Origin of the sequence: Pseudomonas syringae group sp. 26L6, from assembly GCF_032587815.1 — a bacterium.
Taxonomy (GTDB): domain Bacteria; phylum Pseudomonadota; class Gammaproteobacteria; order Pseudomonadales; family Pseudomonadaceae; genus Aquipseudomonas; species Aquipseudomonas amygdali.
This window is the reverse complement of the sequence record NZ_JAWHPJ010000018.1, coordinates 184228-209874: the sequence shown is the minus strand read 5'-3', so window position 1 is coordinate 209874 and position 25647 is coordinate 184228. Positions and strand designations below refer to the sequence as shown.

22 protein-coding genes are annotated in these 25647 nt (G+C 59.8%); 12 read left to right on the top strand and 10 right to left on the bottom strand.

The genetic code is table 11. From position 1 onward, the window contains the following. Positions 1-81 precede the first annotated feature (81 nt). The 9 genes from RYA97_RS08575 (at position 82) to RYA97_RS08535 (ending at position 10269) form a co-directional block, all read left to right on the top strand. Complete coding sequence (locus RYA97_RS08575) at positions 82-1761, top strand: flavin monoamine oxidase family protein (protein WP_005744029.1); 1680 nt, start codon at positions 82-84, stop codon at positions 1759-1761. A 15-nt stretch (positions 1762-1776) separates the two neighbouring features. Further along, a complete protein-coding gene (locus RYA97_RS08570) occupies positions 1777-2571 on the top strand; it encodes a carbon-nitrogen hydrolase family protein (RefSeq protein WP_005744030.1) in 795 nt (264 codons plus the stop codon). A 182-nt stretch (positions 2572-2753) separates the two neighbouring features. Continuing rightward, entirely contained in the window at positions 2754-5063 is a 2310-nt protein-coding gene (gene pqqF, locus RYA97_RS08565) for a pyrroloquinoline quinone biosynthesis protein PqqF (RefSeq protein WP_117140562.1), read from the top strand. A 135-nt stretch (positions 5064-5198) separates the two neighbouring features. Further along, entirely contained in the window at positions 5199-5273 is a 75-nt protein-coding gene (gene pqqA / locus RYA97_RS08560; protein ID WP_003422658.1) for a pyrroloquinoline quinone precursor peptide PqqA, read from the top strand. An 88-nt stretch (positions 5274-5361) separates the two neighbouring features. Beyond that, positions 5362-6273: a pyrroloquinoline quinone biosynthesis protein PqqB gene (gene pqqB, locus RYA97_RS08555; protein WP_117140561.1), complete on the top strand. Its 912-nt coding sequence runs from the start codon at positions 5362-5364 to the stop codon at positions 6271-6273. An 8-nt stretch (positions 6274-6281) separates the two neighbouring features. Further along, a complete protein-coding gene (pqqC, locus tag RYA97_RS08550) occupies positions 6282-7037 on the top strand; it encodes a pyrroloquinoline-quinone synthase PqqC (RefSeq protein WP_054076639.1) in 756 nt (251 codons plus the stop codon). After that, entirely contained in the window at positions 7034-7318 is a 285-nt protein-coding gene (pqqD, locus tag RYA97_RS08545) for a pyrroloquinoline quinone biosynthesis peptide chaperone PqqD (RefSeq protein ID WP_005744034.1), read from the top strand. The genes pqqC and pqqD overlap by 4 nt, the downstream gene beginning before the upstream one ends. After that, positions 7311-8480: a pyrroloquinoline quinone biosynthesis protein PqqE gene (gene pqqE, locus RYA97_RS08540; protein WP_117140560.1), complete on the top strand. Its 1170-nt coding sequence runs from the start codon at positions 7311-7313 to the stop codon at positions 8478-8480. Before pqqD ends, pqqE begins: the two co-directional genes overlap by 8 nt. Next, positions 8443-10269 (top strand): S9 family peptidase, encoded by a 1827-nt coding sequence (locus tag RYA97_RS08535; RefSeq protein ID WP_117140559.1) that lies wholly within the window; start codon positions 8443-8445, stop codon positions 10267-10269. Before pqqE ends, RYA97_RS08535 begins: the two co-directional genes overlap by 38 nt. An 84-nt stretch (positions 10270-10353) precedes the next feature. Here the strand turns inward: RYA97_RS08535 and RYA97_RS08530 are convergent, their stop codons facing one another. From RYA97_RS08530 to bioB, 10 genes are all read right to left on the bottom strand, one after another. After that, positions 10354-10515: a YqaE/Pmp3 family membrane protein gene (locus RYA97_RS08530; protein ID WP_002555565.1), complete on the bottom strand. Its 162-nt coding sequence runs from the start codon at positions 10513-10515 to the stop codon at positions 10354-10356. Between the two features lie 403 nt (positions 10516-10918). After that, a complete protein-coding gene (locus tag RYA97_RS08525) occupies positions 10919-12697 on the bottom strand; it encodes an acyl-CoA dehydrogenase C-terminal domain-containing protein (RefSeq protein ID WP_057423907.1) in 1779 nt (592 codons plus the stop codon). A gap of 173 nt (positions 12698-12870) precedes the next feature. Next, positions 12871-14169: a sensor domain-containing diguanylate cyclase gene (locus RYA97_RS08520; RefSeq protein ID WP_117140558.1), complete on the bottom strand. Its 1299-nt coding sequence runs from the start codon at positions 14167-14169 to the stop codon at positions 12871-12873. 377 nt (positions 14170-14546) lie between these two features. Then, entirely contained in the window at positions 14547-16352 is a 1806-nt protein-coding gene (locus RYA97_RS08515) for a phenylacyl-CoA dehydrogenase (RefSeq protein ID WP_002555568.1), read from the bottom strand. Positions 16353-16700: 348 nt separating this feature from the next. Next, a complete protein-coding gene (locus tag RYA97_RS08510) occupies positions 16701-16997 on the bottom strand; it encodes a hypothetical protein (RefSeq protein ID WP_004654758.1) in 297 nt (98 codons plus the stop codon). Between the two features lie 154 nt (positions 16998-17151). Then, positions 17152-17832, bottom strand: a complete 681-nt coding sequence (gene bioD / locus RYA97_RS08505) for a dethiobiotin synthase (RefSeq protein ID WP_117140557.1) — start codon at positions 17830-17832, stop codon at positions 17152-17154. A 30-nt stretch (positions 17833-17862) separates the two neighbouring features. After that, a complete protein-coding gene (bioC, locus tag RYA97_RS08500; protein ID WP_117140556.1) occupies positions 17863-18672 on the bottom strand; it encodes a malonyl-ACP O-methyltransferase BioC in 810 nt (269 codons plus the stop codon). After that, positions 18665-19396, bottom strand: coding sequence for an alpha/beta fold hydrolase (locus RYA97_RS08495; RefSeq protein ID WP_005735068.1), 732 nt, complete (start codon positions 19394-19396; stop codon positions 18665-18667). The genes bioC and RYA97_RS08495 overlap by 8 nt, the downstream gene beginning before the upstream one ends. Then, positions 19389-20579: an 8-amino-7-oxononanoate synthase gene (bioF, locus tag RYA97_RS08490; RefSeq protein ID WP_005781112.1), complete on the bottom strand. Its 1191-nt coding sequence runs from the start codon at positions 20577-20579 to the stop codon at positions 19389-19391. The genes RYA97_RS08495 and bioF overlap by 8 nt, the downstream gene beginning before the upstream one ends. A gap of 64 nt (positions 20580-20643) precedes the next feature. Next, entirely contained in the window at positions 20644-21702 is a 1059-nt protein-coding gene (gene bioB / locus RYA97_RS08485; protein ID WP_002555574.1) for a biotin synthase BioB, read from the bottom strand. 89 nt (positions 21703-21791) lie between these two features. Between bioB and RYA97_RS08480 the strand changes: the two genes are divergently transcribed. The 3 genes from RYA97_RS08480 to RYA97_RS08470 all read left to right on the top strand — a co-directional run bounded on the left by RYA97_RS08480 (position 21792) and on the right by RYA97_RS08470 (position 25436). Then, positions 21792-22526: a ComF family protein gene (locus RYA97_RS08480; protein ID WP_005781114.1), complete on the top strand. Its 735-nt coding sequence runs from the start codon at positions 21792-21794 to the stop codon at positions 22524-22526. Positions 22527-22673: 147 nt separating this feature from the next. Continuing rightward, a complete protein-coding gene (locus RYA97_RS08475) occupies positions 22674-23438 on the top strand; it encodes a TOBE domain-containing protein (protein WP_005781116.1) in 765 nt (254 codons plus the stop codon). Between the two features lie 81 nt (positions 23439-23519). Further along, the gene (locus RYA97_RS08470; protein ID WP_005735064.1) at positions 23520-25436 is read left to right on the top strand and encodes a PhoX family protein; all 1917 of its coding nucleotides are present in this window, start codon (positions 23520-23522) and stop codon (positions 25434-25436) included. Positions 25437-25647: the final 211 nt, after the last annotated feature.

The following is a 25647-nucleotide window of genomic DNA, read 5'->3' as shown; positions in this document are numbered from 1 at the left end:
ATCGACGACACTTTGCGTCTTATTTACGTGCCCGCGCTTCTCTAGACTGTTGTTTTTCGCCGTTGCCCATCAAGGTCCGTCATGAAGAACAACCGTCACCCCGCCAACGGCAAAAAGCCGATCACCATGTTCGGCCCCGACTTCCCCTTCGCCTTCGATGACTGGATCGAACACCCGAAAGGTCTGGGCAGTATCCCGGCTGAAAATCATGGCGCGGAAGTGGCGATTATCGGTGCTGGTATCGCCGGGCTGGTGGCGGCCTACGAGCTGATGAAGATGGGCCTCAAACCAGTGGTGTACGAAGCCTCCAAGATGGGTGGGCGGTTGCGTTCGCAAGAGTTTGAAGGTGCCAAAGGCATCGTTGCCGAACTGGGCGGCATGCGTTTTCCGGTGTCATCGACCGCATTCTTTCATTACGTCGACAAACTTGGCCTTGAGTCCAAGCCCTTTCCCAACCCGCTGACCGCCGCTTCAGGCAGCACCGTCATCGACCTGGAAGGCACCACCTATTACGCACAAATGCTCTCGGATCTGCCGGCGCTGTTTCAGGAAGTGGCCGACGCCTGGGCCGACGCACTGGAAAGCGGCTCGCAGTTCGGTGACATCCAGCAGGCCATCCGTGACCGTGATGTGCCGCGCCTCAAAGAGCTGTGGAACAAGCTGGTGCCGCTGTGGGATGACCGCACCTTCTATGATTTCGTCGCGACGTCCAAGGCCTTCGCCAAACTGTCTTTCTATCATCGCGAGGTGTTTGGTCAGGTAGGCTTCGGCACGGGCGGCTGGGACTCGGACTTCCCCAACTCGATGCTGGAAATCTTCCGCGTGGTGATGACCAATTGCGATGAGCACCAGCACCTGATCGTGGGCGGCGTGCAGCAGGTGCCGGTCGGTTTGTGGAGCCATGTGCCCGAGCGTTGCGCACACTGGCCCAAGGGCACCAGCCTGTCTTCGCTGCACCGCGGCGCACCGCGTCCTGGCGTAAAACGCATTGCTCGCGCCGAGGACGGAAGCTTTTCCGTGACTGACAACTGGGGCGACACCCGGCAATACGCCGCCGTGCTGACCACCTGCCAGAGCTGGCTGCTGACCACGCAGATCGAGTGCGAAGAATCGTTGTTCTCACAAAAAATGTGGATGGCCCTGGACCGCACGCGCTACATGCAATCCTCGAAGACTTTCGTGATGGTCGACCGTCCGTTCTGGAAGGACAAGGACCCGGAAACCGGTCGCGATCTGATGAGCATGACCCTCACCGACCGCCTGACCCGTGGCACTTACCTGTTCGATAACGGCGACGACAAGCCGGGCGTGATCTGCCTGTCTTACTCGTGGATGAGCGATGCGCTGAAGATGCTGCCGCAGCCTATCGAGAAGCGTGTGAAGCTGGCGCTTGATGCGCTGAAGAAGATCTATCCGAAAGTGGACATCGCGGCGCGCATCATCGGCGACCCGATCACCGTTTCGTGGGAGGCCGACCCGCACTTCCTGGGTGCCTTCAAAGGTGCGCTGCCGGGCCATTACCGCTATAACCAGCGCATGTACGCGCACTTCATGCAGCAGGACATGCCCAGCGAACAGCGCGGCATGTTCATCGCCGGTGACGATGTATCCTGGACACCGGCCTGGGTTGAAGGCGCAGTGCAGACATCGCTCAACGCCGTGTGGGGCATCATGAACCACTTCGGTGGCAAGACTCACGCCGAGAACCCAGGCCCCGGTGACGTGTTTCATGAAATCGGCCCGATTGCACTGGGCGACTGACAGAAGGAAACCCCCATGCGCATTGCACTGTATCAATGCTCGCCGTTGCCGCTGGATATAAGCGGCAACCTGACGCGCCTGGAAAAACAGTCCCAGGCTGCCGCAGAGCAAGGGGCACAGCTGCTGATCTGCCCGGAGATGTTCCTGACTGGCTACAACATCGGTGCACAGGCGGTCAGTGAACTGGCGCAAGCGCAGGATGGTCCGGCAGCGTCGCGCATTGCCGCCATCGCGCAAGCCAGCGGCATTGCGATTCTGTACGGCTATCCGGAGCGCGGGCCTGATCAACAGGTATACAACGCCGTGCAGTTGATCGACAGCGGGGGCACACGTCTGTGCAACTACCGCAAGACCCATCTGTTCAGTGAGCTGGACAGGTCGATGTTCGCAGCAGGCGAGGATCATTACCCGGTGGTCGAATTGAACGGCTGGCGTCTGGGCATGCTGATTTGCTACGACGTGGAGTTTCCTGAAAACACCCGTCGGCTTGCGCTGGCAGGGGCCGAACTGATTCTGGTGCCGACCGCGAACATGCTGCCTTACGACTTTGTCTGTGAAGTGACCGTACGGGCGCGAGCGTTCGAGAACCACTGCTACGTGGTGTACGCCAACTATTGCGGCAGCGAAGGCGCGATTCGTTACTGCGGGCTAAGCAGCCTCTGCGCACCGGACGGCAGCCGCCCACTGCTGGCAGGTCAGGACGAAGGCTTGCTGGTGGGGACGCTGGAAAAGGCATTGCTGGCCCAGGCCAGGACGGTGAACGACTATTTCGTCGATCGTCGACCGGGGCTGTATACGTCGCTGACTTGATCCCGAGGCGTCACGCTCGGCGCTCCTACACTGGAATGACGATCTCGACTATCGCGCGACGCTCCGCGTCGGCATGCAGTTCTGGACGCTCCGCGTCCTGCCTTGGTTCAGCCATGCTCGCGAACTTCGCCGGTTATCCGCTAGCATGATGCTTTGCATTCCCTGCTGCCGTGGACACCCTCATGCCTGCCCCGCCTTCCTCTGACATCAAACGCCTCACGCTGGCCAACGGCCTGAATGTGGTGCTGTGTCACGAACCGCGCCTCAAGCGCTGCGCAGCTTCATTGCGCGTAGCGGCGGGCAGCCATGATGCGCCGCAGGCCTGGCCGGGGCTGGCGCATTTTCTGGAGCATCTGTTGTTCCTCGGCACCGAGCGCTTCCCTGCCAGCGAAAACCTGATGACGTTCGTGCAGCGCCATGGCGGTCAGGTCAATGCCAGCACACGCGAACGCACCACTGACTTCTTCTTTGAGCTGCCGCAGGCGGTCTTTGCCCAAGGGCTGGAGCGACTGTGCGACATGCTCGCCCGTCCGCGCATGACCATGGCCGATCAACTGCGCGAGCGCGAAGTGCTGCACGCCGAGTTCATCGCCTGGGTCGGCGATAGCGCATCACGCGATCAAGCGCGCCGGCTGGCATCGATCAATCCACAGCATCCGCTGCGCGGCTTTCATGCTGGCAATCGTTACAGCCTGTCAGTGCCCAACCCTGCCTTTCAACAGGCGTTGCAGGACTTTTATCAAGGCTTCTATCAGGCAGGGCAGATGACCCTGTGCCTGAGTGGGCCGCTACCAATCGCCGAACTGGAAACACTGGCAATCAAGCATGGCGCAATGTTCGCCAGTGGTGTGAAGGCCATACAGCAACCGTCCCCACCGCTGATTGCCAATCGACCAAAGGCTGACGAGCAAAACCACCTGTTGTTTGCCTTTGAGGGCTTGCCGGAAAAGTCTGACGAAGCAGTGGCGTTCTTCTGTCACTGGCTTAATGCAGCTCAGCCGGGCGGACTGATTGCCGAGCTGGCCGAGAGGGGCTGTGCCAGCTCCCTGAAAGCCGCACCGCTGTACCAGTTCGGCGGGCAGCTCTTGCTTGATATCGAACTGAAAGATGCCCTCGCGAACACTCTCACCCTCAACAGCCTGTTTTTCAGCTGGCTCGATTTTTTCAAGGCTCACTGGCCGGTGCTGGTCGAGCAATACCAACGCCTCGAAAAACGACGCCTGCACATGCTCGGTGCGTTGGCGCTGGCACATCATTACTGTCGCGAGACGCCTGCGCAGTTAAGCGAGCAAGGCCAAGAGGCATTGCGCGTGCTGCTTGAACATTTCACGCCCGACGCGCTGGTCGGCTCCGCACTCGCCGATACCCACAGCATCGAGCAGGTCAATTGGCGTTTGCCAGCGCCGAATCCGTTTCTCGATACGGCATTCACCAACAGCGATGAAGCCGCGTTTTATCTGCGCTGGGAACTGCCCTCCCCGCAGCCAACCCTCTGGCGGATGCTCTATACAGGGCTCAAGCCATTGATCGAAGACGCACGTCAGGCCGGTGTGACCCTGACGTTCAGTGCTTACGGGCCTTATTGGCAGCTTCAACTGAACGGCCTGCGCGAGCCGATGGTTGCGGTTATCAAACACGCCCTGCATCGCCTGCAGCGCGCTGAGCCCGCATCGCTGGCAGGCGACGAACCTGAGCTGATTCCGATTCGTCAGTTGCTCAAACAGCTTGCCGATCATTACCTGAGCAGCGAACCGCAGCTGACGGTTGGCGATCTGCCAAGCGTATGGGCGGCTTCGCGCTGGATCAGCTTCGCCAGTGGCTTCTCTGCTGCCAGCCAGCCCTTGATAGACGCCACATTGAATGCAGCACCGGGTGTTCGGCAAACAGACTCGCCAAAGCAGCCCGCCACTTTCCCAGGCAAACGCTGGACGACTGAAGCATCGTCCTCGTCGGAAGACGCAGTGCTGGTGTTTTGCCCGGCCCCTACGGCCTCCATTGAAGATGAAGCTGCGTGGCGGTTGCTCGCGCACGTGTCACAAGCGCTCTTCTACCAGCGGCTGCGGGTCGAGCTGCAACTGGGTTACGCCGTGTTCAGTGGCATCAGACTGATCAATGGAAGGACCGGATTACTGTTTGGTGCTCAATCGCCCTCCTGCGACGCAGGGCAGCTTTTTCAGCACATTGAGACATTCATCGGCAGATTGCCCGAGCGGGTTCGCGACGCAGATGTGTCTGAACAGATAAAAGCCCTTTCAGCCCAATTCGAGCCGTCGAGCATGCCGGACCAGCAGCAGGCGGACATGCAGTGGCAAGCGCATCTTGCCGGCCATCAGGGTAGCCACTCGCAGGCGTTGCAACGCGCTCTGTCAAATCTGGATACACACTCGTTACTCACTGCTACGGAGCAGCTGACCAATGCCACTGGCGGCTGGCAGATCGTGGCCAATCGCCCTGCCAACGCGGCCATCCCGCTATCCTTACCTGAACGGTAATGGTCTTTCCTGCAGATTCCAGTCCTGCGCAATTGTTAAATTGAGTAACATAGCTCCCTAACTATCTGAACGTATGCCTTCAGCGATGCACTAAGATGTAGTCACCAACCGCAGCACTTATCCGAGGAGATTTTTATGTCGTGGACTAAACCTGCTTACACTGATCTGCGTATCGGTTTTGAAGTCACCATGTACTTCGCAAGCCGTTGATTTCAGTGCGCTGTGAAGCCTCGGTTCGCCGGGGCTTTTTTTATGGTTGTGGCTGTTTTTTATTTCAGAACGTGTGCCAGGAGCTGTCATGTACATCCAGATTCTAGGTTCTGCTGCTGGTGGTGGATTCCCCCAGTGGAACTGCAACTGCGTCAACTGCGCAGGTTTTCGCGACGGCAGCCTGCGTGCTCACGCGCGGACCCAGTCGTCGATTGCGCTGTCCGACGACGGCATAAACTGGGTGCTGTGCAACGCCTCACCGGATATCCGTGCGCAACTGCAGGGCTTTGCGCCGATGCAGCCGGGGCGCGCATTGCGCGACACCGGCATCAGCGCCATTGTGCTGATGGACAGCCAGATCGACCACACCACCGGTTTGCTCAGCCTGCGCGAAGGCTGCCCGCACCAGGTTTGGTGCACCGAGATGGTCCATGAAGACCTGAGCACCGGCTTCCCGCTGTTCGAAATGCTCAAGCACTGGAACGGCGGCCTGACCTGGAACCGCATCGAATTACAGGGCAGCTTTGTGATTCCGGCCTGCCCGAACCTGCGCTTCACGCCCTTTCCGCTGCGCAGCGCCGCCCCGCCCTACTCGCCACACCGTTTCGACCCGCACCCGGGCGATAACATCGGCCTGCTGGTCGAAGACACCCGCACCGGCGGCAAGCTGTTCTATGCCCCGGGCCTGGGCAAGGTCGATGAAGCACTGGCCGAGAAAATGCGTGACGCCGACTGCCTGCTGGTCGACGGCACAATGTGGGACGACGACGAAATGCAGCGCCGTGGCGTGGGCACGCGTACCGGCCGGGAAATGGGCCATCTGGCACAGAACGGCCCCGGTGGCATGCTGGAAGTCCTCGAAGGCTTCCCCGAGCAGCGCAAGGTGCTTATCCACATCAACAACACCAACCCGATTCTCGACGAAGACTCCCCGGAACGTGCGGAGCTGGTTCGTCGCAACGTCGAAGTGGCCTTCGACGGCATGAGCATCGAGCTTTAGGAGCTGACATGAGCGAATCGACTGCGCTGTCCCCCGCCGAATTCGAACAGGCCTTGCGCGCCAAGGGCGCCTATTACCACATCTACCACCCGTTCCATGTGGCGATGTACGAGGGCCGCGCGACCCGCGAGCAGATTCAAGGCTGGGTCGCCAACCGTTTCTACTATCAGGTGAACATTCCGCTCAAGGACGCGGCGATTCTGGCCAACTGTCCGGATCGCGAGATCCGTCGCGAGTGGATTCAGCGCTTGCTTGACCATGACGGCGCGCCCGGCGAAGACGGCGGCATCGAAGCCTGGCTGCGCCTCGGCCAGGCCGTGGGGCTCGACCCGGACCAACTGCGCTCTCAGGAACTGGTGCTGCCAGGCGTGCGTTTTGCCGTCGACGCCTACGTGAACTTCGCCCGCCGCGCCAATTGGCAGGAAGCGGCCAGCAGCTCGCTGACCGAACTGTTCGCGCCGCAGATCCACCAATCGCGCCTGGACAGCTGGCCGCAGCATTACCCGTGGATCGACCCGGCAGGCTACGAGTATTTCCGCACTCGCCTGGGCCAGGCCCGACGCGACGTGGAACACGGCCTTGCCATCACGTTACAGCACTACACTACATATGAAGGCCAGCAGCGCATGCTGGAAATCCTGCAGTTCAAGCTCGATATCCTGTGGAGCATGCTCGATGCGATGTCCATGGCCTACGAGCTGAACCGCCCGCCGTATCACAGCGTTACAGACCAAAAGGTCTGGCATAAGGGGATTACGCTATGAAGCACGATCCGCAGTTCCGAGCGTTGACACCCAAATGGCATCAAGGCTATCGCTTTCAGTACGAGCCTGCGCAAAAGGCGCATGTGGTGCTCTACCCTGAAGGCATGATCAAACTTAACGAGAGCGCGGCTTTGATTGGCGGGCTGATCGATGGCAAGCGCACCATCACCGCCATCATTCATGAGCTTCAGCAGCAGTTCCCCAATGTTCCCGAACTGGGCATGGACGTCGACGAGTTCATGGAAGGCGCCAAAAAGAAAAACTGGATCGATCTTGTCTGACCTGGCCCCCGTCACCAACACCCCGTACATACCGCCCACTCCCGAGGTCGGGCTGCCATTGTGGCTGCTCGCCGAGCTGACCTATCGCTGCCCATTGCAATGCCCGTATTGCTCCAACCCGCTGGATTTTGCCAAACAGGGCCAGGAGCTGACCACCGAGCAGTGGTTCAAGGTCATGCAGGAAGCGCGGGAGATGGGTGCGGCGCAGATCGGCTTTTCCGGCGGCGAACCGCTGGTGCGCCAGGACCTTGCCGAGTTGATCGCCGAAGCCCGGCGCCTGGGTTTCTACACCAACCTGATCACCTCGGGCATCGGCCTGACAGAACAAAAGATCATCGCCTTCAAGGAAGCAGGCCTGGACCACATCCAGATCAGCTTTCAGGCCAGCGACGAGCAGGTCAACAACATGCTCGCCGGCTCGAAAAAAGCCTTCGCGCAAAAACTGGAGATGGCCAAGGCGGTCAAAAAGCACGGCTACCCGATGGTGCTGAATTTCGTCACCCATCGGCACAATATCGACCGCATCGACAAGATCATCGAGCTGTGTCTGGCGCTTGAAGCGGACTTCGTCGAACTGGCCACCTGTCAGTTCTATGGCTGGGCGCACCTGAATCGCCTCGGCCTGCTGCCGACCAAGGATCAACTGGTCCGCGCTGAAGCCGTTACCAACGAATACCGCGTCCGGCTGGAGGCAGAGAATCATCCGTGCAAGCTGATTTTCGTCACGCCTGATTATTACGAAGAGCGTCCCAAGGCATGCATGAACGGCTGGGGCAATATCTTCCTGACCGTGACACCAGATGGCACAGCGTTGCCCTGCCACGGCGCACGGCAGATGCCGATCCAGTTCCCCAACGTGCGCGATCACAGCATGCAGCACATCTGGTACGACTCGTTCGGCTTCAATCGCTTCCGCGGTTACGACTGGATGCCCGAGCCGTGCCGTTCGTGTGACGAGAAGGAAAAGGACTTCGGGGGTTGTCGCTGCCAGGCCTTCATGCTGACCGGCGACGCCGCCAATGCCGACCCGGTGTGCAGCAAATCCTATCACCACGGGATCATCACTCAGGCTCGTGACGAGTCAGAAACCGCTACTCAAACCATTGAAGAGCTGGCCTTTCGCAATGACCGAAACTCACGACTCATCGCAAAATCCTCCTGAACGCCTGAGCGCCGCCCAAGCGGTCGCTGCAGGCGTCGACTTCGCCGAACTGGATGTCAGCTCGGCGGGCCTGTTCTGGAACGAATACCGCCCCGAAGACGGCGCCTGTCGTATCTGGCACTGGTACGCGAACAGCAAGCGCTGCCTGACGCCACAAGGCTTCAGCGTTCGCAGCCGGGTGTATGAATACGGTGGTGGTTCGTTCTGTCTGGCCGACGACGCGCTAGTGTTCGTTAATGAGCGCGACCAGCAATTGTACCGCCAGACGCTGGACGCCAGCGCGCCGGTTGCGCTGACGGAGGGCGACAAGCGTTATGGCGGCCTGTTCTTTAGCGGTGGTCAGATTCTCGCCGTTGAAGAAGACCACAACACCCATCGGCTGGTCGCTATCGATCTGGCTGACGGGCAGCGCCGATTGCTGGCAGCAGGCGCTGATTTCTACGCATCGCCGATCATCAGCGCCGACGGCAAGCGCCTGGCCTGGATCGAATGGCAACGCCCGCATCAGCCGTGGACCAGCACCCGCTTGATGTGTGCAGCGAGACAAGACGACGGCAGCTGGGGCACTGCGCAGTGTGTTGCAGGCGAAGGCGCACAAGAGTCGCTGCAACAGCCACGTTTTGACGCCCACGGTCGCCTGCATTGCCTGACTGATCGCGCTGGTTTCTGGCAGCCGTGGGGTGAATCGCCTTCCGGGTTTGCGCCGCTGCCCGCCAGCCCGGCCGATCACGCTTCCGCACCTTGGCAACTGGGCAGCTGCACCTGGCTGCCAATCAACGATGGCTATCTGGCGAGCTGGATCGAAGACGGCTCCAGTATTCTGGGGCTTTGTCAGGCTGACGGCAGCGTCGAGGATTTCAGCGTTGGTTACAGCCGCTTTCGCAGCCTCGCCATTGACGAAGAGTTCGTGTATTGCATCGCGGCATCCGCGGTGAGCACATCTGCCGTGCTGGCTATTTCTCGCCACGACGCCGGTGTTCAGGTGCTTGCCGGGGGAGGCTCGCCGCTGCCGCCCGAACTGATCAGCCGCCCTCAGCCGCTGCGTTATTCCAGCGGTGGAGCCGAGGCCTACGGCTATTTCTACCCGGCCATGACCGGCACGCAAAAACCGCCATTGGTGGTGTTCATCCATGGCGGCCCGACTTCCGCCTGCTACCCGGTGCTGGACCCACGTATTCAGTATTGGACACACCGCGGCTTCGCCGTGGCAGACCTCAATTATCGCGGCAGCAGCGGCTACGGTCGCGCCTATCGGCAAGGCCTGCACCTGGCATGGGGCGTGGCGGACGTGGAAGATGCCTGTGCGGTTGTCACGCATCTGGCGGGACGTGGCCTGATTGACGAAGGACAGGCCTTCATTCGCGGCGGCAGCGCGGGTGGTTACACCACACTTTGTGCATTGGCCTTCAAGGATGTGTTTCGTGCAGGTGCCAGTCTGTATGGCGTCAGCGACCCGGTAGCACTGGCCAGGGCCACGCATAAATTCGAGGGCGATTACCTGGACTGGCTGATCGGCGACCCGGACAAGGACATCGAGCGTTATCAGGATCGAACGCCGCTGTTGCACGCAGACCGCATCAAGGTGCCGGTGATTTTCTTTCAAGGCGAGCTGGATGCCGTGGTAGTGCCCGAACAGACCCGGGCCATGCTCAAAGCCCTGCAAGACAACGGCATCAAGACTGAAGCGCACTTCTACGCAGACGAGCATCATGGATTCCGCAAGGCGGGTAACCTGGCAGATGCTCTGGAGAAAGAATGGCGTTTTTATCGGGATGTGCTTGATGCATGATCAAGCCGTGTGATCGTTCCCGCAGCAGGGAACGATCAACGAGTGCTACTGCGTGGTCGGACGACCTTGTTACTTGCGCGAGAGTTACTTGCGCGAGACGATGATGTAGATCGCGTGGATGATGCCCGGGATATAACCCAGCAGGGTCAGCAGGATATTCAGCCAAAAAGCGCCAGCAAAGCCTACTTGCATGAACACGCCTACCGGAGGCAGCAGAATGGCGAAAATGATACGAATGATGTCCATGAAAAGCTCCTGATTGAATTGGCTCTGATTGGCCATACAGCTAATCGACCCTTGCCGTCGGTGAGGGTTCAACCGGCTCTGGCACGACGCCATTATTCTTTCTCAGGAGATGACTGCCACAGGCATTGGTGGTGCGTGCGCAAGACAGAATACTGCGGGCAGGAAAAACCGAATCGTTAAAACGCAGACAAAGAAAACCCCGCCGAAGCGGGGCTTTCCAGACTGTTTCCCTGATTTCCCTTTCACCCCGCCATCCTGGCAGGCTTCCCTACGTGTCCCTGTTATGTCTTGTTGCGCGTCCTGCGCTACGTCCATGAACAAAGATTAACTTTGGATCCCTTTCTTGGGAAGAGGTCAATTGGCACCACGCAGTGTAAGCAAATGCTTACAAGGCTTTTGCAGGTCAGAATTGTGACGCCTTCAACAGGTACAGCGAATCGCTGCCCGCGCGCACCGAGGCGTCCAGCGAGTGAATACGCGGCAGCAGACGTGCGAAGTAGAAGCGTGCAGTACCCATCTTGCTTGCGTAGAACTCCTCCTGCTGCTCTTTACCGAGTGCTGCCTTGGCCATCATGGCCCACATGTAGGCATACGCCGTGTAACCGAACAGATGCAGATATTCCACAGAGGCTGCGCCGATTTCATTGGGATTACCGCGCGAGCGGTCCAGCACCCAGCCAGTCAGCTCATCCAGCATGTTCAAGGCTTTTGCCAGCGGCTGGGCGAACTCGTCAAGTGCGCCATCCGCGCCATTGATGAACTGGCGCACTTCATCCGAAAACAGCTGATAGAAAGCGCCGTTCGAACCAACGATCTTGCGCCCCACCAGGTCAAGCGCCTGAATGCCATTGGTGCCTTCGTAGATCTGCGTAATGCGCACGTCACGTACCAGCTGTTCCTGGCCCCACTCGCGGATGTAACCGTGACCGCCGAAAACCTGCTGGCCATGAACAGTGGTTTCCAGACCGATATCACTCAGGAACGCCTTGGCGACCGGGGTCAGCAGCGCCACCAGATCATCGGCACGCTTGCGCGCGGCATCGTCTTCGCTGAACTTGGCGATATCCAGTTGCAGGGCGACGTAGCTGGAAAACGCACGACCACCTTCGTTGAACGCCTTCATGGTCAAGAGCATGCGACGCACGTCGGGGTGGACGATGATCGGGTCAGCAGCCTTGTCCTTGTTCTGCGCTCCGGTCGGGGCGCGGCTCTGTAAACGATCCAGCGCATACTCGACGGCGCTCTGGTAAGACCGCACGCCCGACGCCAGGCCCTGAATACCAACGCCCAGACGCTCGTAGTTCATCATCGTGAACATCGCCGCCAGCCCTTTGTTCGGTTCGCCGATCAGGTAGCCGGTAGCGTCGTCGAAGTTCATCACGCAGGTCGCCGAAGCCTGGATACCCATCTTGTGCTCGATCGAGCCACAGCTGACGGTGTTGCGCTCGCCAAGGCTGCCGTCGTCGCCGACCATGAACTTGGGCACCAGAAACAGCGAAATGCCTTTCGGCCCAGGAGGTGCATCCGGCAACTTGGCCAAGACCAGATGAATGATGTTTTCGGTCAGGTCGTGTTCGCCGCCGGTAATGAAAATCTTGCTGCCGGTGATCTTGTAGGCACCGTCAGCCTGCGGTTCGGCGCGGGTCCGAATGATGCCCAGATCGGTACCGGCGTGGGCCTCGGTCAGGCACATCGACCCGGCCCAGACGCCTGAATACATATTGGGCAGAAATTTGGTCTTGAGCGCTTCGCTGGCGTGGGTGTCTATCGATACGCAGGCGCCGGACGTGAGCATCGCGTACAGACCGAACGCCAGGCTGGCAGAGTTGAGCATCTCTTCGACCTGAGCCGACACCACCTTGGGCATGCCCATGCCGCCAAACTCGGGATTGCCGCCTACACCGACCCAGCCGCCCTCAGCGTAGGTCTTATAGGCCTCGGGAAAACCTGCAGGTGTGGTGACGACGGTGTCCTTCCAGTGGCAACCCTCCTCGTCACCGTTACGGCTCAGCGGCGCAATGGTCTTGCTGGTCACTTTACCGGCTTCTTCGAGAATGGCTTCGACCGTTTCAGCATCGACTGTTTCGGCCAGCTCGGGCAGTTGAGCCCAGAGCTTTGAAACCTCGAAGACTTCATTGAGGACGAAGCGCATATCGCGCAGTGGCGCTTTGTAGTCAGCCATGGCAAACCTCGTGAACACGGAGCGAAATTCTGTTGGAGGCTGATCGATGCATGCAGAGACGCAGATCAGCAGTCGAGTTTCACGAGTCTACCCGAACAACATTTCAGAGACATAGGGTCGTGTCATGACTGAATAGTCACAGCAGGTCACGGGGGAAAAATAGCAGGATTGGCTCAGGTGGACGCTTCAGTTGTACGAACAGCACCGCGCCGGTTCAACTGCCCGTAAGCGACCACGCAGTTGCGCCCGGCCCCCTTGGCCGCATATAGCGCCTGGTCAGCACTCTTGAGCACTTCTTCCGGCGTGCGATGCTCCGGCTGGCGTTCGGCAACGCCGATACTGACCGTTACCGACACGCTGCCTGCCTGCGCTCCACCGCGGCGTTGTCGGCCTTGCTGATCATCCTGAGGACGACTGTCCTTGTTGCGCAGCTGAATCTCATAATTGGCGATGGTCTCGCGGATGGCTTCCAGATGCGGCATGCATTCATCAATGGTCTTGGCGGCAAACACGATGGCGAACTCTTCGCCCCCATAGCGATACGCCTTGCCACCACCGTTGGTGATTTTCGACAGTTTGCTGGCCACCAGACGCAGCACCTGATCGCCCACATCGTGGCCGTGGGTGTCGTTGAATTTCTTGAAGTGATCCACGTCGCTCATCGCCAGCACATAGTTGCGTCCCAGACGCTGCATGCGTTCATTGAGCGCCCGGCGACCAGGCAGTCCGGTCAGTTCATCCCGGAAGGCCATCTGATACGCCTCGTGAGCCACGGCGGCGGCAATCATCAGCATCACCTGACTGCAGAGGATATTCAGCGTGAACGGCAGGATGAAGGTTTTCGGCAGTGCCCAGAACAATCCCAGCAGGCCGACAATCTGCGCGGCGTGCAGCGGTCGCGGTTTTTCCAGGTATTGCCAGATCAACACCCCGAATGACACCAGGAACATGGCATAGGACAGCTGAATCAGACTCATCCAGGCACCGTGCAGCGCAGGCCAGCGGATGTCGGCCAGCCAGACTTGCAGTTCGACCGGATAACTCTGTTCAAGACCCAGCGCCACACTGCCTACCGCCACCAATACCGCGAGCCGCGCGACCATGTCCTGAAACAGATGCGTACGTTCTTCCCACGCGGCATACAGCCCGAACAGCACCGGCAGCAACAGGCAGACCAGGTGGAAAATCACCGCCGCATCCTCACGGACCTTGCCGTTATCGCGGTAAAAATCGGTCTGGGTATCCAGCAGGTAGTAGGCGATATACACCGTGAGCATCAGAAACAGCTCGCGCTGACGCCGGTAAACACAGCAATACGCACCGCCCAACAGCAGAACCAGCGTGGGCAGCACATTGAAAAGCGATGTGAAGAAGACGTTCAGGTCCTTTACGTACGCAGCCGCAAGCCCCGCCACCAGCAGACCCAGTGAAGGCAAAAAATGACTCAATCGCGCAGCTGATGGACGCAACAAAAGGGGTTATCTCCTACCCGGCATCTGAATGAATGGCTGGCCTGATGGCATTGTGCCCTCCGCCAGCGAACAATGCATCGGCAGGATCAATAAACGAGCTACTTTCTGTAACGGCAGGAGGTGGGAAATGTTTATTGCGGAAGTCGCGGGCGTTGGTGCTATCTGTATCTCGGACCGGATTGAATAGCGCCCCATGGCTGCGATGTGACGCAGAGCGTCACGAAATGCATTACCACGCGCAGTGATGGGAACGAGAGTTATCCGGGGTCAGTGCTCCCCACAGTCTCGTTGAGATTGCTGTTAACAATGAGCCAAAACGCACCCATAAAAAAACCGCCTGATCAGCGATCAGGCGGTTTTCATGACCGCAGCGAGGCTTAGTAAGCCAGGCCGAAGTCTTCCTCTTTCATGTCCATCAGGTTGGCAGCGCCCGACAGGATCGCAGCAACGTGCGTGCGAGTGCGCGGCAGGATGCGCTGGAAGTAGAAGCGCGCGGTCTGGATCTTGGCGCGGTAGAACGCCTCGTCCGACGTACCGGCAGCCAGCTTCTCGGCCGCAAGACGCGCCATGTCGGCCCAGAAGTACGCCAGGCAGGCATAACCGGAGAACATGATGTAATCCACCGAAGCGGCGCCGACTTCTTCGCGATCCTTCATGGCCGCCATGCCGACTTTCAGGGTCAGGTCGCCCCACTCCTTGTTCAGCGCGGCCAACGGCGTCACGAACTCCTGCACCGCTTCGTTACCCTCATTGCCCTGGCAGAACTTGTGGACGATCTTGGTGAAGCCCTTGAGCGCTTCGCCCTGAGTCATCAGCACTTTACGGCCCAGCAGGTCGAGCGCCTGAATACCGGTGGTGCCTTCGTACAGCATCGAAATCCGGCTGTCGCGAACGTTCTGCTCCATGCCCCACTCGGCAATGAAGCCGTGTCCGCCGTAGATCTGCACGCCGTGGTTGGCGGCTTCAAAGCCCACTTCGGTCATGAAAGCCTTGGCAATTGGCGTCATGAACGCCAGCAAGGCGTCGGCGGCTTTCTTTTGCTCCGGGTCTTCGCTGTACTTGACGATATCGACCTGTTTGGCCGTGAAGTACACCATGGCACGCGTGCCTTCGGCGAAAGCCTTCATGGTCAGCAGCATGCGGCGCACGTCTGGATGGACGATGATCGGGTCAGCGGCCTTGTCCGGTGCTTTAGGGCCGGTCAACGAACGCATCTGCAGACGGTCACGGGCATATTGCAGGCCGCCCTGGAAGGCCACTTCGGCATGCGCCAGACCTTGCAGCGCAGTGCCCAGACGCGCGGTGTTCATGAACGTGAACATGCAGTTCAGACCCTTGTTCGGCGGGCCGATCAGGTAGCCGGTAGCGCCGTCGAAGTTCATCACGCAGGTGGCGTTGCCGTGGATGCCCATCTTGTGTTCGATGGAGCCACAGTTAACCGCGTTGCGCTCACCGATGCTGCCATCGGCAGCCGAGAGGAACTTGGGCACAATGAACAGCGAAATGCCTTTGGTGCCAGCCGGTGCGTCCGGCAGACGCGCCAGCACGATGTGGACGATGTTATCGGCCATGTCGTGTTCGCCAGCGGAAATGAAAATCTTGGTGCCGGTAACCTTGTAGGTCCCGTCAGCCTGAGGTTCAGCCCTGGTGCGCAGCATGCCCAGGTCAGTGCCGCAGTGGGATTCGGTCAGGCACATGGTGCCGGTCCATTCGCCGGAGACCAGCTTGGTCAGGTAGGCGTCCTGCTGCTCGGGAGTGCCGTGCTCGGAGATGGTGTTCATCGCACCATGCGACAGGCCAGGGTACATGCCCCACGACCAGTTCGCTTCGCCGACCATCTCGCTCACTGCCAGACCCAGCGACTCGGGCAAGCCCTGGCCGCCATGCGCAACGTCATGCGCCAGACTCGGCCAGCCGCCCTCGACAAATTGCTTGTAAGCCTGTTTGAAACCGGTCGGAGTCTTCACGCCCGACTCGCTCCAGGTGCAGCCCTCGGTATCGCCCACCCGGTTCAGCGGTGCCAGAACCTGCTCGCAGAACTTGGCACCCTCTTCGAGAATGGCGTCGACCATGTCCGGGGTGGCGTCATGACAGGCTGGCAGACTTTGATAGTGCGCTTCATAACCGAGCAGCTCATCACGGACGAAACGAATATCACGCAAGGGGGCCTTGTAGTCAGGCATAGCGATAAACCTCTGCTGATGAATCCTGGAACGAATGACCGGGCGGTCGCTGAAAGCATAGCCTCAAGCACCAGACAATCTCGTATGCCTTGCGGTCAAACAGGTGTTTGAAACATACGTTTACGCCTAAACCTTGTCAATAGCGAAGCGCGCACCATTCGTCCACCCTGCTCCACAGACCGCGCAGGCAAAGGGATCAGACGCAGGAAAAACGTAAGCGCAAGTTTAGTCGAGGGCGGAAGGTGTTACGGGGGCGATACAGGAGGGTGATGGCGGGCAATTCAGCAAACAACGCCGTGCAGGTGTGACACGGCGTGGGCGTTACACGAAGCTTTAGAACACAGGATGTTAAGCGTAAGTGTCGATCAGAGTGCCAAGCGCTTCGTCGCTGGCCTTTTGAACCGCAACCCCGGCTTCGACCTGGCTCTTGCCGGCGTTTAGCTCGACAATATTGGCAGACAGGTCAGAACGCTGGCTGCGGTCGACGGAACGCAGGTTTTCGAGCTGAAAGTCGGAAGACTGGCTTCTGCCCGACACTTCGATATTGGAGCTGGCGATCTGGGTGGCCGCCTGATCCACACGACCTTGCCCGACCTGCATAGCGCTCAGGCCCGGATAAAGGGTGTTGTTCATGGTGATTTGCATAAGCCGATCCTCAGTTCAAAAAACGAACACGTGCCATTGAACCAGCATTTGCGCAGAAATACTCGACAAATAGACTAATGGCACTAGGCCGCATGATAGCCTGACTCTTGAAAAAACCAAAACAACGTTGCCTGTCAGCAAGATAGCGTCGCTGTCAGCGCAGCTGCCCTAATTCAAGGTATTGCGCCACATTTCCGGCGCTCGCCTCGTTCAATCGTGGCACGCGTCCAAGACAGGGTGCAGGCAGACGCTCGACCAGCGTGGCGAGGTTTTCCTCCAGCCGCGAGGTGTTTGCGTCTATGACGTTGGCCACCCAGCCTGCCAGGTGCAGACCGTCCCGGGCGATGGCTTCGGCAGTCAGCAGCGCATGATTGATACAGCCCAGACGCACGCCCACCACCAGAATGATCGGCAGATCCAGTGCAATGGCCAGATCAGACAGGTTGCTCTGCCCGGCCAAGGGCACGCGCCAACCGCCTGCGCCTTCGATCAAGGTGAAGTCGGCCTGTTTATCCAGAATGTGCTGCATCGGCTTCAGCAACGAGTCGACCGTCAACACGACACCTGCCTCGCGCGCGGCCAGATGCGGCGCAATGGCCGGTTCGAAAGCCAGCGGATTGACTTCATCGTAATCCAGCTCGATAGAGCACTCGGCCTGTAACGCCAGCGCGTCGGAATTGCGCAGTCCCTGTGCAGTCACTACGCAACCGGATGCCACAGGCTTGCCCGCTGCGGTGCTCAAGCCCTTCAAGCGGGCGGCATGCAGCAAACCGGCAGCTACCGTGGTCTTGCCAGCATCGGTATCGGTTCCGGTGATGAAATAAGCAGCGCTCATCTCGGTAATCTTCCTTATGACGTGGAGCCGTCAGGCTTTTTCAAGCACCGCGTACACCACTTGATAGGTAGCGGGCAGACCGGCTTCCTGACGGAAGGCTTCGTAGGCCTGAACCATGCCCTTGATCCGCTCGCGTCCGGTCAGGCCACTGGGCCGCCCAGGGTTGAGGTTGTGCGCCCCGAGCGCTTTCAGCTCATGCGTCAAGCAGCGCACATCGGGGTAATGCAACACCTGCGGGCACACATCCAGGCTGCGCACCTGTAAACCGCTGGCAGCGCACAACTGACGATAATCATCTTCGTGACGAAAGCGGTTTACATGAACCTGGCCGTCGACTGCCTGCCAGCTGTCGCGCAACTCGTACAACGTGCCGACGCACAGGCTGGCGAAGGCAAACACACCGCCTGGTTGCAATACCCGGTGAGCCTCACGGAGCACCGCAGCGAAATCCGCACACCACTGCACAGCGAGGCTGGAGAAAATCAGCCCGCAACTCTGATCACGCAGTGGCAGGTGCTCGGCATCACCTGCCACAAAGTGCTGTGCACCGCCCGATGGCTGCGCATGGCGCAACATGCCTTCGGCGATATCCAGCGCGATGCCTTCGCTGCCACTGAAAACCTGATCCAGTGCCCGGCTGAAATAGCCTGTGCCGCTCCCCAGATCCAGCCAGCGAGCCGGGCTGCACTGCGCAGGCAGACGCGACAGCAGCTCGCTGCCGACGCTGCGCTGTAGTTCGGCCACACTGTCATAGCTGCCCGCGGCCCGGGAAAAAGACGCGGCGACCTGTCGTTTGTCCGGCAGGACAGAGGGCGGTTTGGGCATAGAAAGATCAGTCATCGTCCAACTCGTGCAGAAAGGCGTGAATCGCAGCGGCTACTCCGTGGGGGTTTTCCACAAGGAATGCATGGCTGGCCTGTTCGATCAGACCGACCTCGACATCCGGCAACAAGGCCAGCAGATCACTTGCTGCTTCAGCCGGCACGAATGCATCGAGTCCGGCAAACAGGTGCAGTTGCGGGCCGCGATAGGTTTGCAGCGCGCTACGTGTATCGAGTTGCTGGAGTATCTTCAGCCCATCGACCAAAGCAGTTTTGGAGCTGTGCGGCGCGCCAGCCTTGAGTAACCGGGCGAGACCGCGTGAGTCTACTGCGCCTTGAGTGCATAACAGGCTGAAACGCTTGAGGGTCGCGTCATGGTCAGCGGAACAGCCGGCCAGAAACGCATCGAAATCCTGCGCGGGCATCGCATTCGGCCACGCGCCCTGGGTGACGAAACAGGCATTACTGGCCAGGGTCAGCAGCCCGCAGCAACCTTCGCCACGCCGTGCTGCCAGCTCGGCGGCGAGCATGCCGCCCAGCGACCAGCCGCCCAGCCAGGCGTTATCCGGCAGGTTGGCGTCCAGCTCGTCGAGCCAGTCAGGCAGGTCGCAGCTGTCGATATCCGGCAACGGCTCGATTTCGACCCGCAGGTGCTCGTCAAGCCCGCGCAACGCGGCGGCAAGCGGCTCCAGCGGCGAAACGCCCAAGCCCCAGCCCGGCAGTAGAATCAAACGATCACGCATGGACGGGCTCCGTGGATTCACTTGCATCCAGCAGCGGGTAGCACTGCTCCAGAGCCTCTAATAATAGCTGTACGTCGGCCTTGCTGTGCGCGGCAGACAACGTTACGCGCAATCGGGCACTGCCCGCAGGCACGGTCGGCGGACGAATCGCCGTCACCAGCAAGCCACGCTCACGTAGCAACTGCGACAGACGCAGAGCCCGTCCGGCATCGCCGATCAGGATTGGCTGGATCGGCGTAAAGCTGTCCATCAACTGCAGGCCAATCTGCTCGGCCCCCTGACGAAACTGCTGGATCAGGCTCGCCAGATGCTCGCGACGCCAATGTTCGGTACGCAGCAGTTGCAGGCTTTTCAAGGTGGCACAGGCCAGCGCAGGTGGCTGACTGGTGGTGTAAATGTAGGGCCGGGCGAACTGGATCAAGGTTTCGATCAGCTCTTCACTGCCGGCCACGAATGCTCCAGAGGTGCCGAACGATTTGCCGAGGGTGCCGACCAGTACCGGCACATCCCCCATGCTCAGGCCGAAGTGCTCGACGATTCCGGCACCGTTTGCACCCAGCGGCCCGAATCCGTGGGCGTCATCCACCATCAGCCAGGCACCCTTGGCCTTCGCAGCCTGCGCCAGCGCAGGCAAGTCAGCGATGTCACCATCCATGCTGAACACACCGTCAGTGACCACCAGCGTATCGCCCACGGATTTCTCCAGGCGGCTTGCCAGGCTGGTCACATCGTTGTGCAGATAGCGCGAGAACCGTGCGCCGCTGAGCAGACCGGCATCCAGCAGCGAGGCATGATTGAGGCGGTCTTCCAGAACTGTATCGCCCTGCCCGACCAAGGCTGTCACCGCGCCGAGGTTGGCCATGTAGCCATTGGAGAACAACAGGGCACGAGGACGACCGGTCAGCTCGGCCAGCGCTTCTTCCAGTTCGTGGTGCGGCGTGCTGTGGCCGATCACCAGATGCGACGCTCCGCCGCCCACGCCCCAACGCTCGGCACCTGCCTGCCAGGCGGCGATCACTTCCGGATGGTTGGCCAGGCCCATGTAATCGTTGTTGCAGAACGCCAGCAACGGCTGACCATCGACAACCACCTGCGGACCTTGCGGGCTTTGCAGCAATGGGCGCTGACGGTAGAGATGTTCGGCGCGACGGGCGTCGAGGCGCGTGCGGAGATCGAAAGACATGCAGGCCCCGGTCCGAAAGATGGCAGTTCAAAACGGGCCGGAGCAGGCCGGCCCGTTCAAGGGGTCAGGCAGAAGCAGCGTCGTAGAACATCGAACTGCTTTGCTGTTCGACCAGCGCCTGTTCGATTGCAGCCTGATGCACTTCATCAGCATGGCCTTCGCCCGCTTCGGGCTTGATGCCCAGACGCGAGAACAACAGCATGTCCTTGTCGGCTTGCGGGTTGGCGGTGGTCAGCAGCTTGTCGCCATAGAAAATCGAGTTGGCACCGGCGAAGAAGGCCAGCGCCTGCATTTGCTCGTTCATCGCTTCACGCCCGGCAGACAACCGCACGTGGGACTGCGGCATGAGAATCCGTGCCACCGCGAGCATGCGGATGAAGTCGAACGGGTCGACGTCTTCGGCGTTTTCCAGCGGCGTACCGGCAACCTTGACCAGCATGTTGATCGGCACCGACTCCGGGTGCTCCGGCAGGTTTGCCAGCTGGATCAGCAGCCCGGCGCGGTCATCGAGGGACTCGCCCATGCCCAGAATGCCGCCCGAGCAGATCTTCATCCCGGCATCGCGCACGTAGGCCAGGGTTTGCAGGCGCTCGCTGTAGGTCCGGGTGGTGATGATGCTGCCGTAGAACTCCGGCGAGGTGTCGAGGTTATGGTTGTAGTAATCCAGGCCCGCTGTGGCCAGCGCTTCGGTCTGCTCCTGATCGAGACGGCCCAGGGTCATGCAGGTTTCCATGCCCATGGCTTTCACGCCTTTGACCATCTCCAGCACGTAAGGCATGTCCTTGGCGGAGGGATGCTTCCAGGCCGCGCCCATGCAGAAACGGGTCGAACCAATGGCTTTGGCACGCGCTGCTTCCTCAAGCACCTTCTGCACTTCCAGCAGTTTTTCTTTCTCAAGACCGGTGTTGTAGTGACCGGACTGCGGACAGTACTTGCAGTCTTCCGGGCAAGCGCCGGTCTTGATCGACAGCAGCGTGGAAACCTGCACACGGTTGGCGTCGAAATGAGCGCGGTGCACCGTTTGCGCCTGAAACAGCAGGTCATTGAATGGCTGTACGAACAGCGCCCTGACCTCGGCTAAAGTCCAGTCGTGACGCAAAGTGGCGGTGGTGCTGGCGCTCATCGGGCGGCTCCTTGGTGTTTCTGGGCAATGTGCGAGGGCGTAAAGGCACCATGCGCTACACGGATGTCGGGCATATTTAAGGAAGAGCCATGCGCTGTCAACCCAACCGCCAATACGAGGTTTACATCTGGTTAAAAAACAAACAACACTGTTTGTTATGCGATGAGCGCAGCGAGGTGCCCATGCCTGTCTGCGTGCCATGCGAAGCCGAGCTGCCATGGCTGGGCAGCCAGTGCGACTGCTGTGCGCTGCCGTTACCCCTCTCCGGCATGAGCTGCGCGCAATGTTGCAAGCGCCCTCCCGGATTTGCGCAGGTCATCGCGCCGTGGCTGTACGACTTCCCGGTGGACAGCCTGATTACCCGATTCAAACATAACGGTAAATGGCCGATGGGACGCCTGCTGGCCGAACTGTGCGGGCAGTTTCTACAACACCGTTTCGAGGAAGACCTGCCACGGCCCGATTACCTGATTCCTGTTCCTCTCGCCAACAAACGCCTGCGCCAGCGCGGCTATAACCAGGCGGCGATGCTGGCCGGGTGGCTGGGTAAACAGTTGCAGCTGCCCGTTGACGAACACCATGTGTTGCGCAGCCGGGAGACAGCAGCGCAACAAGGGCTGGACGCCAAGGCACGCAAACGCAACCTGCGCGACGCCTTCACCCTCGTTGATCCCGACTGGGCGCAGGGCAAGCACCTGGCGCTGGTGGACGACGTCCTGACCACCGGTTCGACGGCAGAGGTCATTGCGCGACTCCTGAACAAGGCCGGCGCGCGAAGAGTGGACGTGTACTGCCTGGCAAGAACGCCGAAGCCTGGGGATTGATTGGACACTATGCTCAGGAACCTCAAAACACTCATCGCTCCCACGCTCCGCGTGGTAGCGCAGCCCTGGACGCTCCGCGTCCGGTTTTCGACGCCATGCGCGAGAGCGATCATACTGCCCTCTCCTACTCGACCGCCCCGGATTACCATGTCGCTACCCACCTTGCTGACGCAACACATGGTCCACCGCCCGCAACGTATCGCGTTGTTGCAGCACATTGCCGAACAGGGCTCGATCACCCGTGCTGCGAAAAGCGCAGGCTTGAGCTACAAGGCGGCATGGGACGCCATTGATGAGCTGAACAATCTGGCGCAAAAGCCGCTGGTAGAACGCAGTGTCGGCGGACGTGGCGGTGGCGGCGCAAAGCTGTCGGTAGAGGGCGAGCGAGTGCTGCGTCTTTATCAGCGGGTGCAGGCATTGCAGGCGCAGGTGCTGGAAGCGGCCGAAGACAGCAGCGACCTTGACCTGCTCAATCGCCTGACCTTGCGTACGAGCGCACGCAACCAGTTGCTGGGGCGGATCGTCAGCATCACCCGTCAGGGACACAACGATCAGGTTCGCCTGCAATTGGCTGGCGAGGTGTTCATCGAAGCACAGGTCACCCATGACAGCACTCTGCGTCTGGAGCTGGAAAACGGCACGGAGGTGGTTGCACTGATCAAGGCCGGTTGGCTGGAACTGCATGCAGACAACAGCGAAGAAACAAATGGAAACAATTGCCTGATCGGGCGAATCGATAACGTGACCGACGCTGAAGATGGCCCAAGCGAAGTGCGAATCACACTCCCCGGCGGCCAGACGCTGTGCGCCCTGGCGACACCTGAGCACCTGCATGCACGACAGCTGAAAAGCGGTGCCACGGTGCAGGCAAGATTTGCCGCTTCACTGGTGTTGCTGGGTATACCGATGTAAGCGTCGGCAAGTCATTACCACGACACAATTCCGTCATATGCGCGCACTAAGGTGGCTGCCATATTCGAGGGAGCCGTGATGATGAAACTATTAGAAGAAAATCAAACCACCGATCTGGAAAACCTGGTCGGCACAGACAAGGTCGGCCTCACCCGCCGGGGCTTCATCAGCGCAGGTGCCCTGTGCGGCGCAGCGATGTTTCTGGGTGGCAACCTGTTGAGCCGCACGGTTCTCGCGAACAGCGTCAGCGCAGCGTCCGGCACACTGCTGGGCTTCCAGAGCATCCCTGCCGCCACTGCCGACAGCATCAGCCTGCCGCAAGGCTATACCTCATCCGTTCTGATCAGTTGGGGCCACCCTTTACAGGCAGGCGGCCCGGCTTTCGACCCGAGCGGCAAGGGTACGGCCCAGGCTCAGGAAGTGCAGTTCGGCGACAACAACGACGGCATGTGCCTGTTCCCGATGCCAGGCCACAAGGATCGCGCACTGATGGCGATCAACAACGAATACACCAATTACCGCTACCTTTTCGATCACGGCAAAGAGCCGCAATCGGCTGAAGAAGTGCAAAAGGCACTGGCTGCAGAAGGCGTTTCCGTGATCGAAGTGCAACAGCACAATGGTAAGTGGCAGTTCGTTCAGGACTCGCGCTACAACCGTCGCATTCACGGCAACACGCCGATCAGCCTGAGTGGTCCGGCAGCTGGCCACGACTGGCTCAAAACGGATGCCGACAAGACCGGCACTCAGGCGCTCGGCACCTTTCAGAACTGCTCCAGCGGCCAGACGCCGTGGGGCACTTACCTGACCTGCGAAGAGAACTTCACTGATTGCTTCGGCAGCAGCAACGCCGAGCAGAAGTTCGACGCCGGCATGAAGCGTTATGGCGTGGTTGCTGCCAGCAAGGAGATCAACTGGCACCCGCACGACCCACGCTTCGACGTTGCGAAAAACCCCAATGAGGTCAATCGTCATGGCTGGGTGGTCGAGATCGATCCGTTCGACCCCAAGTCCACACCGGTCAAACGCACTGCACTCGGTCGCTTCAAGCATGAGAACGCGGCGTTCACCCAAACCAAGGGTGGCCGCGCCGTGGTGTACATGGGCGACGACGAGCGTGGCGAGTTCATCTACAAGTTCATCAGCCGCGACAAGATCGATCACCAGAACCCCAAAGCCAACCGTAACCTACTCGACCACGGCACCTTGTACGTGGCGCAGTTCGATGCAGGCGACAGCAATCCGGATCATCCGAAAGGCAAGGGCCAGTGGGTCGAACTGACTCATGGCAAGAATGGCCTGGACGCGGCTGCCGGTTTCAATAATCAGGCAGAAGTGCTGATTCATGCGCGTCTGGCAGCCAGCGTTGTAAAAGCCACGCGCATGGACCGCCCGGAGTGGATCGTGGTCAGTCCCAAGGACGGTCAGGTCTATTGCACACTGACCAATAACGTCAAACGCGGCGAAGAGGGTCAGCCTGTAGGCGGGCCGAATCCACGCGCCAAGAACCAATACGGGCAGATCCTGCGCTGGAGCGAAGAAGGCAGCAATCCTTCAGCGATGACCTTCGACTGGGACCTGTTCGTGGTCGCGGGTAACCCGACTGTGCATGCCGGTACACCGCAGGCCGGGTCGAGCAATATCAACGCGCAGAACATGTTCAACAGCCCCGACGGCCTGAGCTTTGATGAAGCCGGCAGGCTGTGGATTCAGACCGATGGCGACTCAAGCAACAAGGGCGACTTCGCGGGCATGGGCAATAACCAGATGCTCTGCGCCGATCCTGCCAGCGGCGAAATTCGTCGCTTTCTGGTCGGGCCGATTGGTTGCGAAATCACCGGCATCAGCTTTGCGCCGGACTATAAAACCATGTTCATCGGCATCCAGCATCCCGGTGAAAACGGTGGTTCCACGTTCCCCGAGCATTTGCCCAACGGCAAACCGCGTTCATCGGTGATGGTGATTACCCGCGAAGATGGCGGCGTTATCGGCGCCTGATCGGCAATCAGGAAGAGGACGCAGATCGCTCATCGTTATATAAAGGTCTGCTATTGATTCTGGCCGGAGGCCGTGGGAGCGAACTTGTTCGCGAAGAGGGCTGTATGATCGTCGAAAATGCATCGACTGAAACACCGTCTTCGTGAGCAAGCTCACTCCCACAAGGATCTTTACTCCGCCTGATACTGCGCGTCGAGCCCCGCTTTCCGGG

Bases quoted from the DNA above. Each gene is read 5' to 3' on its own strand.
- RYA97_RS08480 (WP_005781114.1), top strand. From the start codon at position 21,792: ATGCGCTGTCAACCCAACCGCCAATACGAGGTTTACATCTGGTTAAAA.
- bioB (WP_002555574.1), bottom strand. From the start codon at position 21,702: ATGAGCGCCAGCACCACCGCCACTTTGCGTCACGACTGGACTTTAGCC.
- RYA97_RS08575 (WP_005744029.1), top strand. From the start codon at position 82: ATGAAGAACAACCGTCACCCCGCCAACGGCAAAAAGCCGATCACCATG.
- RYA97_RS08530 (WP_002555565.1), bottom strand. From the start codon at position 10,515: ATGGACATCATTCGTATCATTTTCGCCATTCTGCTGCCTCCGGTAGGC.
- pqqC (WP_054076639.1), top strand. From the start codon at position 6,282: ATGAGCGAATCGACTGCGCTGTCCCCCGCCGAATTCGAACAGGCCTTG.
- RYA97_RS08570 (WP_005744030.1), top strand. From the start codon at position 1,777: ATGCGCATTGCACTGTATCAATGCTCGCCGTTGCCGCTGGATATAAGC.
- bioD (WP_117140557.1), bottom strand. From the start codon at position 17,832: ATGAGCGCTGCTTATTTCATCACCGGAACCGATACCGATGCTGGCAAG.
- bioC (WP_117140556.1), bottom strand. From the start codon at position 18,672: ATGACTGATCTTTCTATGCCCAAACCGCCCTCTGTCCTGCCGGACAAA.
- RYA97_RS08470 (WP_005735064.1), top strand. From the start codon at position 23,520: ATGAAACTATTAGAAGAAAATCAAACCACCGATCTGGAAAACCTGGTC.
- pqqB (WP_117140561.1), top strand. From the start codon at position 5,362: ATGTACATCCAGATTCTAGGTTCTGCTGCTGGTGGTGGATTCCCCCAG.
- RYA97_RS08535 (WP_117140559.1), top strand. From the start codon at position 8,443: ATGACCGAAACTCACGACTCATCGCAAAATCCTCCTGAACGCCTGAGC.
- pqqD (WP_005744034.1), top strand. From the start codon at position 7,034: ATGAAGCACGATCCGCAGTTCCGAGCGTTGACACCCAAATGGCATCAA.
- bioF (WP_005781112.1), bottom strand. From the start codon at position 20,579: ATGTCTTTCGATCTCCGCACGCGCCTCGACGCCCGTCGCGCCGAACAT.
- pqqF (WP_117140562.1), top strand. From the start codon at position 2,754: ATGCCTGCCCCGCCTTCCTCTGACATCAAACGCCTCACGCTGGCCAAC.
- RYA97_RS08525 (WP_057423907.1), bottom strand. From the start codon at position 12,697: ATGGCTGACTACAAAGCGCCACTGCGCGATATGCGCTTCGTCCTCAAT.
- RYA97_RS08475 (WP_005781116.1), top strand. From the start codon at position 22,674: ATGTCGCTACCCACCTTGCTGACGCAACACATGGTCCACCGCCCGCAA.
- RYA97_RS08510 (WP_004654758.1), bottom strand. From the start codon at position 16,997: ATGCAAATCACCATGAACAACACCCTTTATCCGGGCCTGAGCGCTATG.
- RYA97_RS08515 (WP_002555568.1), bottom strand. From the start codon at position 16,352: ATGCCTGACTACAAGGCCCCCTTGCGTGATATTCGTTTCGTCCGTGAT.
- RYA97_RS08495 (WP_005735068.1), bottom strand. From the start codon at position 19,396: ATGCGTGATCGTTTGATTCTACTGCCGGGCTGGGGCTTGGGCGTTTCG.